Source organism: Chromobacterium haemolyticum (genome assembly GCF_002081825.1).
Lineage (GTDB): Bacteria > Pseudomonadota > Gammaproteobacteria > Burkholderiales > Chromobacteriaceae > Chromobacterium > Chromobacterium fluminis.
This window is the reverse complement of the sequence record NZ_MUKU01000061.1, coordinates 1-12,194: the sequence shown is the minus strand read 5'-3', so window position 1 is coordinate 12,194 and position 12,194 is coordinate 1. Positions and strand designations below refer to the sequence as shown.

General features: G+C 60.7%; 10 protein-coding genes. 2 read left to right on the top strand and 8 right to left on the bottom strand.

Annotated elements, in window-relative coordinates:
• Positions 1–219: 219 nt before the first annotated feature.
• The 3 genes from B0T39_RS24160 to B0T39_RS24150 form a co-directional block, all read right to left on the bottom strand.
• Positions 220–702, bottom strand: coding sequence for a VOC family protein (locus tag B0T39_RS24160; RefSeq protein ID WP_081551233.1), 483 nt, complete (start codon positions 700–702; stop codon positions 220–222).
• Between the two features lie 189 nt (positions 703–891).
• Entirely contained in the window at positions 892–3,150 is a 2,259-nt protein-coding gene (gene pflB / locus B0T39_RS24155; RefSeq protein WP_081551232.1) for a formate C-acetyltransferase, read from the bottom strand.
• A gap of 227 nt (positions 3,151–3,377) precedes the next feature.
• The gene (locus tag B0T39_RS24150; RefSeq protein ID WP_166453137.1) at positions 3,378–4,205 is read right to left on the bottom strand and encodes a formate/nitrite transporter family protein; all 828 of its coding nucleotides are present in this window, start codon (positions 4,203–4,205) and stop codon (positions 3,378–3,380) included.
• 1,837 nt (positions 4,206–6,042) lie between these two features.
• Here B0T39_RS24150 and B0T39_RS24145 point away from each other — a divergent pair.
• Together B0T39_RS24145 and B0T39_RS24140 are read left to right on the top strand one after the other, a co-directional pair.
• The gene (locus tag B0T39_RS24145) at positions 6,043–7,332 is read left to right on the top strand and encodes an HAAAP family serine/threonine permease (protein WP_081551234.1); all 1,290 of its coding nucleotides are present in this window, start codon (positions 6,043–6,045) and stop codon (positions 7,330–7,332) included.
• A gap of 86 nt (positions 7,333–7,418) precedes the next feature.
• Positions 7,419–8,819: an L-serine ammonia-lyase gene (locus B0T39_RS24140; RefSeq protein ID WP_081551230.1), complete on the top strand. Its 1,401-nt coding sequence runs from the start codon at positions 7,419–7,421 to the stop codon at positions 8,817–8,819.
• Positions 8,820–9,040: 221 nt separating this feature from the next.
• Here B0T39_RS24140 and B0T39_RS24135 read toward each other — a convergent pair whose 3' ends face one another.
• The 5 genes from B0T39_RS24135 to B0T39_RS26585 form a co-directional block, all read right to left on the bottom strand.
• Positions 9,041–9,841, bottom strand: a complete 801-nt coding sequence (locus tag B0T39_RS24135; protein ID WP_081551229.1) for an anti-sigma factor family protein — start codon at positions 9,839–9,841, stop codon at positions 9,041–9,043.
• On the bottom strand, positions 9,841–10,359 hold the full coding sequence (locus tag B0T39_RS24130; protein WP_081551228.1) for an RNA polymerase sigma factor: 519 nt from the start codon (positions 10,357–10,359) through the stop codon (positions 9,841–9,843). The genes B0T39_RS24135 and B0T39_RS24130 overlap by 1 nt, the downstream gene beginning before the upstream one ends.
• On the bottom strand, positions 10,356–11,342 hold the full coding sequence (locus tag B0T39_RS24125; RefSeq protein ID WP_081551227.1) for a YncE family protein: 987 nt from the start codon (positions 11,340–11,342) through the stop codon (positions 10,356–10,358). The genes B0T39_RS24130 and B0T39_RS24125 overlap by 4 nt, the downstream gene beginning before the upstream one ends.
• On the bottom strand, positions 11,329–11,688 hold the full coding sequence (locus B0T39_RS24120) for a COG4315 family predicted lipoprotein (protein WP_081551226.1): 360 nt from the start codon (positions 11,686–11,688) through the stop codon (positions 11,329–11,331). Before B0T39_RS24120 ends, B0T39_RS24125 begins: the two co-directional genes overlap by 14 nt.
• 381 nt (positions 11,689–12,069) lie before the next feature.
• The gene (locus tag B0T39_RS26585) at positions 12,070–12,177 is read right to left on the bottom strand and encodes an ABC transporter ATP-binding protein (RefSeq protein ID WP_439896907.1); all 108 of its coding nucleotides are present in this window, start codon (positions 12,175–12,177) and stop codon (positions 12,070–12,072) included.
• Between the last annotated feature and the right edge of the window lie 17 nt (positions 12,178–12,194).

Here is a 12,194-nt window from a genome sequence, read left to right as displayed (position 1 = left end):
TTCGGCCTGCTTGAGAAAGCCAATGATCTGTTCTTCGGTGAATCTGCTCTTCTTCATGTCCGTCATTCTCCTTCAGTGACGGACTTCTCTCTACTTTTGATTGGTAAGGCCTAAGGGGAGCAGATCAGCATCACTTTGAATGTCTACTTTCCAACACTCAACACTAGTGACCACGTTGGGCCGTCAGCAGTCACTTCCCCTAAGCCTTCAGATCGCCCTCTAAAAACTACCCCTCCTCGCCTTCTCAATCCCCGCAATATCAATCTTCACCATCCCCATCATCGCGTCGAACACCCGCTTGGCGGCGGCGCGGTCTGGATCGGCCAACGCCTCGGTCAGCACCCGCGGGGTGATTTGCCAGCTTAGGCCCCATCTATCCTTGCACCAGCCGCAAGCGCTGGCCTGACCGCCGTTGCCGACAATGGCTTGCCACAGGCGGTCGGTTTCGGCCTGGTCTTCGGTGGTCACTTGGAAGGAGAAGGCTTCGCTATGTTTGAAGGTGGAGCCGCCGTTGAGGCCCAGGCAAGGGATGCCCAGCACGGTGAATGCCACGGTGAGCACATCGCCTTCTTTGCCGGCAGGGTAATCGCCGGGCGCGCGCAGCACCGCGCCAACGCGGCTGTCCGGAAAGGTGGCAGCATAGAAGCGCGCGGCGTCTTCGGCGTCGCCGTCGTACCACAGGCAGATGGTGTTTTTGTGCATGGTCCCCTCCTCCGGCGCGCTTGGGTTTTGCAGGCGCTCAGAAAGAATGACGTATAAATGAAACCATTTTATAGCACATGGGCATTTTTTGCGGCATTGATCCAAAACAGCCGCGCATAAAAAAAGCCTCCCCTAAGGGAGGCTTGGCGCTGTGCCGGCTGGCCGTCGCGGTGGCCAGCGGCCTTGCGCTTACATGCTGCCGTGGAAGGTGCGGTTGATCACGTCCAGCTGTTGCTCGCGCGTCAGCTTGACGAAGTTCACCGCATAGCCGGACACGCGGATGGTCAGTTGCGGGTACAGCTCCGGGTGTTCCATCGCGTCCATCAGGGTTTCGCGCTTGAACACGTTGACGTTGACGTGGAAGCCGCCGGCGTCGGAGAAGCCGTCCAGGCAGTTGGCCAGGTTGGCTACGCGTTCTTCTTCGCTATGGCCCAATGCGTCCGGGGTGGCGGAGGCGGTCCAGCTGATGCCGTCCAGCGCGGCTTCATACGGCAGCTTGGCTACCGATGCGCCCGCGGCGACAAAGCCTTTCACGTCGCGGCCGTTCATCGGGTTGGCGCCCGGAGCGAACGGTTCGCCGGCGCGGCGGCCGCACGGGGTGTTGCCGGTTTTCTTGCCGTACACCACGTTGGAGGTGATGGTGAGCACGGACTGAGTCGGCATCGCGTTGCGGTAGAAGTGCGGCTGGGCCTTGATCTTCTCCATGAAGGTTTCGGTCAGCCATACCGCGATGCTGTCGGCGCGGTCGTCGTTGTTGCCGTAAGCCGGGTAGTCGCCTTCGATCTTGTAGTCCACCGCCAGGCCCGCTTCGTTGCGGATGATGTGCACTTTGGCGTATTTGATGGCGGACAGGGAGTCGGCGGCCACGGACAGGCCGGCGATGCCGCAAGCCATGGTGCGCAGGATGTCGCGGTCGTGCAGCGCCATTTCGATGCGTTCGTAGGCGTACTTGTCGTGCATGTAGTGGATGCAGTTCAGCGCCTTGACGTAAGTGGCGGCCAGCCAGTCCATCAGCAGGTCGAACTTGGGCATCAGTTCTTCGTAGGTCAGCACGTCGCTCTTGATCGGCTCGAAACCCTTGGCCACTTGCAGGCCGGACTTCTCATCCACACCGCCGTTGATGGCGTAGAGCATGGCTTTGGCCAGGTTGGCGCGGGCGCCGAAGAACTGCATTTGCTTGCCGATGCGCATCGCGGACACGCAGCAGGCGATGCCGTAGTCGTCGCCCCAGTGCGGACGCATCAGGTCGTCGTTTTCGTACTGGATGGAGCTGGTGTCAATGGACACTTTGGCGCAGAAGTCTTTGAAGCCGCGCGGCAGCTGGGTGGACCACAGCACGGTCAGGTTGGGTTCCGGCGCCGGACCCAGGTTGTACAGGGTGTTGAGGAAGCGGAAGCTGCTCTTGCTCACCAGGGTGCGGCCGTCTTCGCCCATGCCGCCGATGGATTCGGTGACCCAGGTCGGGTCGCCGGAGAACAGTTGGTCGTATTCCGGGGTGCGCAGGAAGCGCACGATGCGCAGCTTGATCACCAGGTCGTCGATCATTTCCTGGGCTTGTTCTTCCGTCAGCGCGCCGGAGGCCAGATCGCGCTCGATGTAGACGTCCAGGAAGGTGGCGACGCGGCCGAAGGACATGGCGGCGCCGTTTTGTTCTTTCACGGCGGCCAGGTAGGCAAAGTAGGTCCACTGCACCGCTTCGCGGGCGTTGACGGCCGGGCGGCTGATGTCGAAGCCGTACTTGGCGGCCATTTGCTTCAGTTCGTCCAGCGCGCGGAATTGTTCGGACAGTTCTTCACGCAGACGCAGCACGTCTTCGTTGAAAACGGCGTCGTCCAGCTCATGGAATACTTTTTGGCGTTCGGCGCGCAGGAAGTCGGTGCCGTACAGGGCCACGCGGCGGTAGTCGCCGATGATGCGGCCGCGGCCGTAGGCGTCCGGCAAGCCGGTGATCACGCCGGATTTACGCGCGGCCATGATGTCCGGGGTGTAGGTGTCGAACACGCCCTGGTTGTGGCTCTTGCGGTAGTGGGTCCACACGTCCTTGATGACCGGGTCCAGCTTGAAGCCAAAGGCTTCCAGGCCGTTCTCAACCATGCGCAGGCCGCCGTTGGGCATGATGGCGCGCTTGAGCGGCGCATCGGTTTGCAGGCCGACGATGACTTCGCTGGCTTGGTCGATGTAGCCGGCGTCATGCGCGGTGATGGAGCTGCCGCGGTCCGCGGCTACGTCCAGCACGCCACGGGCGCGTTCTTCTTTCAGCAACTCGCTCAGGGTGTCCCACAGCTTTTGGGTGCGCGCGGTAGCGGGCGCCAGGAAGCTGGCGTCGCCTTCAAACGGCTTGTAGTTCAGCTGGATGAAGTTGCGGACATCCACCTTGCTTTGCCATTCACCACCGGTGAAATCGCGCCAGGGGTTGGCTTGAGTCGCGTCACGATTCAGAGCATCCATGTGTGCCTCCTAGTAACTATCAGTAAATGTTGAGTACTGAACATATTGTACATTCGGTTTCGAAAAAAATCGTTTGATCAAGATCAAATGCCGCAGACTAAAACCCGGTTTCCAAACCGGGCGCCGCGCCGGCAAAATTCCTTAAAAAACGCTTTATTTTCAATACCATGAAAACCACCATCAACACGCCGTCATTGTAGCCGGCGCATTACATTCGAAAACGAACATCAAACACGGCTTCCGAGCGCCGTCGCGGCCGGTTTTGCGGCTTCGCGACGCACCGGCAGGGTGTGGCGCTCCAGCAGGTAAACCACCAGGCCCACGCCCAGCGCGCCGCCGGCGATATTGCCCAGGGTGGCCGGAATCATATTGTGCAGGATAGCGGCGGCGTCCAGGCCTTGCATGCCGTGCAACAGGGCCAGCGAGAAGAAGGCCATATTGGCGATGCTGTGCTCAAAGCCGGAGAAGAAGAACACGAAGACCAGCAGCAGGATCATCAGCATCTTGGCGGCGTCGCCGGCCATGCGCAACGGCACCCACACCGCCAGACAGATCACCCAGTTGCACAGCGCGCCCTTCCAGAAGATTTCCCAAGCGCCGGCGTGCACTTTGTGCGCGGCCACGTTGAACAGCAGGTGGTCGGCCGGCAGGCTGCCCATGCCGCCCGCGCCGGCAAACACCGCGGTGAACAACAACACGCCCAGCAAATTGCCCAGATAGACCATGGTCCAGCTGCGCAGCAGATTGCACACGCGGCAGTCGCCGCTGAGCACGCCGATGCTGAAGTACATGACGTTGCTGGTGAACAGCTCCAGCTTGCAGACGATGATGCTGACCAGGGCCACGCCGAAGAAGCCGGCCACGGCGATGTAGTAGCCGGGGGAGCCGACGGCGAAGAAGACCTGGCCCAGCTTGAGGCTGACGCTGAGCACGACGGCGATCAGCGCGCCGGCCATGCCGGCGCTTAATAGGTAGCGCCCGGGGTGCTGTCGCAGCACGGTCTGTTTGGAGGCGGCTTCGGCCGCGACGTAGGCGAGTGTGGAGGCGTGATTCATGTTTTTCATTTCGCGAGCTTGAGCAGAGCCGCTGTCATGCATGCGGGTCAACCTTATTAGGAAGCCTATCAACTGATCATGCCGTCTCTAAGGCTGGCTGGCGGAGAGGCCGGCTCAAGCCCAGTTCCTGCAATGTGTTTGTTGGCCGCCTAAGAGGTTGGTTCCCATGCGAACGGATGCGCTGATTGTTGGTTCACGAAAATTTTATGTTCGTATTGCATCATTGTTGTTTGATAACTATCAAACGCAAGCCTTTCCCTTGCACACTTCTGCTCAAGCCTTTCTTTTTACAACATGTCCGGCAAGGGATTTTCGGCCCCGCCGCGGTTCAGCCACCGCCTAAGAGCCTGTTCAAAGTCTCGCGAGCTAAGGCGAGACAAGGCGAAAACAGGTTCTAAGAGCCTGTTCACGATCTTTTTTTCTGTGAGTTGAAACACGGTTTGGTGCACAGGTAACCGCGTATCCGACGCGCCCCGGGTCCCTTCAAGCCTGCCGTCGGGTGGCAGGTCCGAGGTCTTAAGCGGCTGCCTGTTTGAGCGATTTGACGCTAGCAAATTAACACTGAGCGAATCAAAGATTCGCACGTAGTGAGTTCAGCCGCGCCTCGGGCCTGACGGGACCAGGCGGGAAGCCGTAGGCCAGGCTTGCAGGGTGGCCTTTAGGGGTGGAGGGGATATTTGGCCAAGCAAATATCTCCTCCCTGCTCGCCGGGCAGCCCCGGCAATCAAAATCATCATCCGCGCAGCGGATTCCAGGTCTTGGAGCCATCACTCGGAAAGATCGTGAACAGGTTCTAAGGCCACCAGCCCTCCTTACGAACTTCAAAGTCTGCCGCGCTTCTGCGGAAGAGTCAGATGGAGGCCTTGCAAGCGGCTTCAGAATGCTCATGCGTCACTTGTACATTCCTTATCTTCAACGACAAGGTCACGCCTCGTTCTTGCTCGCGAGACTTTGCACAGGCTCTTAGGCGAATGAAAAGCTCGATAGCAAACAATGAAAAACATCATACAAATCATATAGATAATAGACAAACGATCGTTTGAAAGCCGATGGCATGTTGGAAACCAACCAAATATTGTTCGTTTTGAAATATTTTTGTTCGTTTTCGAAAACAATTTTGTCGCTCAAATTTCATATTATGATACTCCACAGCCTCTTCCCCGCCAGACTGATATAGCAAATATCTTGACGTAAACCCCTGCTCCCAACACCTACCCCGCTACCCCTACCCTCGGCACAAACCTTAAATTAACTCATTATATTCCTCACCTTACAAACAAATCGCCAACCTTTCTTCACCCTCTCCCTATCAGCGCCCCCATACCTAATCCATAGCGCACACCATGCCATTGGCGTGTTGCTCCGTGCTACAACTGCCTAGAACTATTGTGCAAAGTCGATGCACTTTTTCAAGCAAGCGCTCGATTTCACTCAGCAACAATCAGCAAAGCAACAGAAATACAAAACAATCCGAAAATTGGAATATTCCCCATAATGGTGCATTTCTAAGCCATTTTCTAATGATTACCCTCTATTTTTCGTATTTTTAAACCAAAAATAATTAATTATCATGATATTGATAAGACATCAACAGCAAATAGCAATTGTTCGGATGTTCGTTTTGCTTCAAAATAAAGTTGATTAGAATCAACTGATGTTCTGAAAGGTGTAACCGCTGCGGTACAACTGCCTATACCATGCACATCAATGAAGCGTGACTCACTAATCAGCGGTTCCCGCTACTGACTAAAAGTCTAGCTAGCAAGAGATAAACGGCGCGTCGCTGAGCGGCACGTCAAAACGATTACCCCATTTGTCTTTTATGAAGGCCAATATCATGTCTCAAGCCGTTTCCACCCCCCTGCCCAAATCCGGCGCTTCGTCCTCTTGGACCAAGCAAGATACCGTCTGGATGTTGGGTCTGTACGGCACCGCCATTGGCGCCGGCACCCTGTTCCTGCCCATCAACGCCGGCATCGGCGGCCTGTGGCCGCTGATCGTCATGGCGCTGCTGGCCCTGCCGCTGACCTTTTTCGCTCACCGCGGCCTCACCCGTTTCGTGCTGTCCAGCTCCAAGCCGGGCGCGGATATCACTGAAGTCGTGGAAGAGCACTTCGGCGTGGGCGCCGGCAAGTTGATCACCCTGCTCTACTTCTTCGCCATCTACCCCATTCTGTTGGTGTACAGCGTGGCCATCACCAACACCGTGCAGTCCTTCATGGTCAACCAGCTGGGCGTGTCCGCTCCGCCGCGCGCCATTCTGTCGCTGATCCTGATCCTGGGTCTGATGGCCATCGTGCGTCTGGGCGAGCAGATGATCGTCAAGGCCATGAGCGTGTTGGTTTACCCCTTTGTCGCCTGCCTGATGCTGCTGGCGCTGTACCTGGTTCCGGAATGGAACAGCTCGGCCATCCAGCAAGCCGGCAGCCTGGGCGATGCCCTGTCCCACGGCGCCTTCTACAAGACGCTGTGGCTGGCCATCCCGGTCATGGTGTTCTCCTTCAACCACTCGCCCATCATTTCGTCCTTCTCGGTTGACCAGCAGAAGCTGCATGGCGACGCCGCAGAACCGGCCGCCGGCCGCGTACTGATCCGCGCTCACGTCATGATGGTGCTGTCGGTGATGTTCTTCGTGTTCAGCTGTGTGTTCAGCCTGTCCCCGGCCGACCTGGCCGCCGCCAAAGCGCAGAACATTTCCATCCTGTCCTACCTGGCCAACCACTTCCGCAACCCGGTGATTGAATGGGTGGCTCCGCTGATCGCCATGGTCGCCATCAGCAAGTCCTTCCTGGGTCACTACCTGGGCGCCAAAGAAGGCTTCAACGGCCTGATCATCAAGCAGCTGCGCCAGAGCGGCAAGACTATCGAAACCGCCAAGCTGGACCGCTTCACCGCCGTGTTCATGATCATCACCACCTGGGCTGTAGCCACTTTCAACCCCAGCATCCTGGGCATGATCGAAACCCTGGGCGGCCCGGTCATCGCGATGCTGCTGTTCCTGATGCCGATGTACGCTATCGCCAAAGTGCCGGCCATGAAGAAATACTCCGGCGTCGCCAGCAACATCTTCGTGGTTCTGATCGGCCTGATCGCCATCTCCGCCATCTTCTACGATCTGTTCGCCTGATCGCCCTTCTCTGACAGCCCGGCCGGTCACGGCCGGCCGGGTTCCTCAGCATCAAGCCAAAGTATCAAGCCAAGAGGTAAGCAATCATGTTCAGCATGACTGATATCTACAAAATCGGCGTAGGTCCCTCCAGTTCCCACACCGTCGGTCCGATGAAAGCCGGCCACCAGTTCCTGGGCTCGCTCAAGGAAACCGGCCGCTTCAACCAAGTCACCCATGTCCACGTGGATTGCTACGGCTCGCTGGCTCTGACCGGCAAGGGCCATTGCACCGACCACGCCATCATCCTGGGCCTGGCCGGCAATCTGCCGGACACCGTGGACCCGGAACAGACTCCGGCCTTGATCGCCGATGTGGAAAAAACCCACCAGTTGACGCTGGGCCGCACCCATCAGCGCGTGGGCTTTGACATGGACTTCCACACCGCCAACCTGCCGATGCACGAAAACGGCATGCAGATCCACGCCTTTGTTGGCGACGAATGCGTACTGACCAAGACGTATTATTCGATCGGCGGCGGCTTCATCGTGGACGAGGAGCATTTCAATCAAAGCTCCTGCAGCGACACCCCGGTGCCTTATCACTTCCTCAGCGCGCAGCAGATGATGGATATGTGCGAGGAAACCGGCCTGTCCATTTCCGCGCTGGTGATGGAAAACGAAAAAGCCTTCCACGAAGCCAAGGATGTCGAGCAGCACTTCGCCAAGGTGTGGGATGTGATGAAGACCAGCATAGACCGCGGCATGCGCACCGAGGGCAACCTGCCCGGCCCGATGCGGATTCCGCGCCGCGCGCCGGCGCTGCACCGCATGCTGACCAGTTCCTTGCAAGTGGCCAATGACCCGATGAGCGTGATGGACTGGGTCAATATGTACGCAATGGCGATGTCGGAAGAAAACGCGGCCGGCGGCCGCGTGGTCACCGCGCCCACCAACGGCGCCTGCGGCATCGTGCCGGCGGTCTTGGCTTACTACAACCACTTCATCCAGCCGCTGGACGAAGACAGCTGCCTGCGCTTCTTCCTGTCTTCCGGCGCCATTGGCTGCCTGTTCAAGCTGAACGCGTCGATCTCCGGCGCCGAGGTGGGCTGTCAGGGCGAGGTGGGCGTGGCTTGTTCCATGGCTGCGGCCGGCCTGACCGAGTTGATGGGCGGCAGCCCGTCCCAGGTGTGCATGGCGGCGGAAATCGCCATGGAGCACAACCTGGGCCTGACTTGCGACCCGGTGGGCGGCCAGGTGCAGATTCCCTGCATCGAGCGCAACGCCATCGCCGCGGTCAAGGCCATCAACGCCGCGCGCATGGCCATGCACCGCGTCAGCAGCCCCAAGGTGTCGCTGGACAAGGTGATCGCCGCCATGTACGAAACCGGCAAGGACATGGACGCCAAGTACCGTGAAACCTCCTGCGGCGGCCTGGCCCTGCAGATCGTGACCGAAAACAAGGTAGCGCCAGCCCAAGCCATCCGCTGGGTGAACGACGCGGCCTGAAGCTGAGGCCAGCCGTCAAAAGACAACGCCGCCGGGGCATACCGGCGGCGTTTTTTTTTACGCTGCGGCTCAGAACCTGTTTACGATCTGCTGCGCGTCGGCGGGATGGATAGAAATGGGTGTTGAAACCAAGCTCAGTGCCCATGTACCACCGGTACATTCCGCTTTTTCGCTCGTTTCCGCCTTGTCTCGCCTTAGCTCGCGAGAGCGTAAACACGTTCTCAAGAAACCCGCAACTGACGATGCGCCGCCTCCGCCAATCTCCCCAGTTCATCCCGCGCCAAGCCGGCCGACAAGGCATAGGCGAAGCGGCCGTCCCACCAATAAAACACATTCACCGGCCCCTGGCTGGCGAAGCGGAAGCCGGCGTCGCGGCGCGCCGCGGCCGTGGTGGCCACGTACAAGGTCATGCGCTGACCGGCGGCGTTGTGGTACATGAACTGGGCCACCGGCCCTTGTTCGCCCGGCAACAGCCGGCCGCCGATCAACTCATACCCTTGCGCGCTCAGCAGCGGCGGCTTCACCCGGCTTTGCAGGCGCTTGGACAGCCAGGCCACCAGCTGGTCCTGATGCTCGGCGTCGATTTCCACCGGCCGCTTCACATCCGGGCTGTACACCACATGCGCCATCGCCGCCAAGCTGGGCAGGCGCTCCTGGCTGTCCGCCGCGGCAACCAACGGCGCAGCCGGCGCTTGCTGCTGACCGCGCAGCAACCAGCCGCCGCCGCCGCCCAGCGCCAACATCAATAGGGACGCGGCCGCGCCCTGCCACCATGGCACGCTCCACCCTCGCCGCAGCGGGGCCGGCGGCGGCAGCGCTGCGGCCAGCAGACGCGGCGGGATAGGCTCTCGCAAGGCCGGCTCGAACAAGGCGCCGATGTCGTCTTGCAAGCGGCGGTAAGCCCGCAGCCGCTCCCGCGCCTCCGGGTGGTTTTCCAAATAGGCCTCCACCGCCGCGCGCCGCTCCAGCGGCAAGGCGTCGTCCAGATAAGCCTGCAATTCCTGTTCCGTGACCGTATCCATCAAACCCCTCCTCCGACGGCCGGCGCGGCGCCCGCCTCCATCAAACCGCGCAAGCGTTCGCGCCCGCGGCTCAGCCGCGACATCACCGTGCCCAGCGGAATGTCCAGCGCCGCGGCAATTTGCTGATAGCTCATGTCCTCCAGCGCCAACAACAGCAGAACGGCGCGCTGTTCCTCCGGCAGCCGGGCCAGATTGGCCGCCAGTTCGCGCAGCGCCAGCCCGCGCTCCTGCGGCGCGTCCACCGTCAGCTCGGCCATATCCTCCGCCAAGGGCTGCCGCCTGGCGCCGTAACGGCGGAAGTCATCGATATGCTGCCGGTGCATGATGCCGAACAGCCAGGGGCGCAAGTCGCGGTCGTCCCGCCATTGCCGCCACTTGCGCCAGGCTTGCTCCAGCGTGTCCTGCACCAGATCGTCCGCCGCGCCCTGATCAAACACCAGGGCGCGGGCATAACGCCGCAAACGCGGAATGCAGTCCACCAACAAATGGTGGAAGCGCTGTTGGGCGGCCTCGCTCATCCAGCGGCGGGGGCCAGCACCCGGACAATGGCCTTGCGCGTCAAATCCACCTCCGCAATGCCCAGGTCTTCGTTCAACACCCAGGCCTTGCCGCTGTCCCGGCTGAAACTGATGGCCTGGCGCGGCCCGCTGAAGCCGGTGATTTCCCCCACCGCCTTGAACGCCGGCAAGGCCACCACAGTGAGCGAGTGGCTCTTGAGGTTGCCGGAATACAAGAAGCGCCCGTCCGGCCGCAAGGCCGCGCCGTAAGGTTCTTGCCCCACTTTCACCGTCTTGATCACGGCCCGGCTGGGCACATCCACCCAGGACAGGGTGTCCGCGCCGCTGTTGGCGGCGAACACGCTGCGGCCGTCGCCGCTGACGGAGATGGCGCGCAGCTTGTCGAAGCCGCCCACCTCGGCGCGGGCCTCCAGCTTGGCCGCGTCCACCAGGGTGATCTTGTCGCCCAGAAAGTTGGTGACGAACACGGTGCCGCCATCCGGCGACACCTTGATGCCCTGGCGCGGCTGAGCGAAACCGGTCAACACTTTTTCCACCTTCCATTGCGGCAGGTTCACCACGGTCAGGCTGCCGGCGGCCTGATTATTGACGTATAGCCGGCGGCCGTCCCGGCTCAGCGCGGTGCCGAAGGCCCCCGGCCCGATAGCCAGGCTGGCTTCCCGCGTCCAGCTGCCCGCGTGCCAGCGCTCCACCACGCCCTTGCTGCTGTCCGAGACGTAGAAGCGCTCCCCGTCCGGGGAAAACACGATATTGCGCGGCGTGACGAAGCCCGGCAGTTCGCGCAGCAGCTTGCCGGCGCGCAAGTCATAGGCCAGCAGCGTGCCGCGGGAGCTGTTGCCGGCCAGCGCCAGCGTTTCCGCAGGGTTGACCGCCAGGGTGTTGTTGCGGATTTGCGGATCGAAAGCCGCCGGGTCCTGCGCCCAGGCCAAGGGCGTAGACAGCGCCGCCAACAGCAGCGCGGCCCTCGCGTTAACGCGCCACATGCCATACCTCCTTGAAGCCGTCGCCGGCGCGCTCGCCCGGCTTGCCGTCCTTGGCGAAGCGGTACAAGGGTTTGCCCTGATACGCCCACTGCGCCTGGCCGTCGTCGCGGCGGATCTGGCTAAAGCCCTCCGGCGCACTGTCGTCCGCCGCCGCCAGCAAAGGCGGCCACAGCGCCGCGCAAGCCTGATTGCACACGCTGCGGCCGCTGCCGGCCATGTCCTTGTCGAAGACGTATAGCGTCATGCCCTGCGCATCCACCAGCGCGCCGTCGCGCATCGACGCCGCCTCCCCCGCCAACGCTTCCATGCTCAGCGCCGTCAGCGCCACCGCCATCCATGCTTTCATCGCCCATCCTCCCGTTGTAGAACACGCGGCAACTGCCGGCCCTCATCTCAAGGCCTGCGCGCCGCAACGCTCCATCTTGACGAAACCGCCGACCATTCGGCGTCCAGTCCGGGGTATACGGATGGCATCCGCGGTTTATTCCCGCCGGGCTGTATTTTTTTCAGTTCCTCCCTCCTGGCCATGAAAAAACCGCCGGTTTCCCGGCGGTTTCGCGTGGACAGACACAAGGTGTTTAGAGCCTGTTTACGATCTCGCGAGCTAAGGCGAGACAAGGCGTTGCGGCTGAAGAAGCGGAGTGTACATAGAGTACATGAGCATTCTAAATGCCGGCACTCATCGCACAATATTTCTACCGACGCGCAGCAGATCGCCAACCGGTTCTCAAGCCGGCGCCATGCCCACCCAGCCCTGCGGAATGGACTCCAACAGCTTGCGGGTGTAGCTCTCCCGCGGTTCGCGGTAGATCTGGTCCGCGTCCGCCTGCTCCACCACTTCGCCCTTGTTCA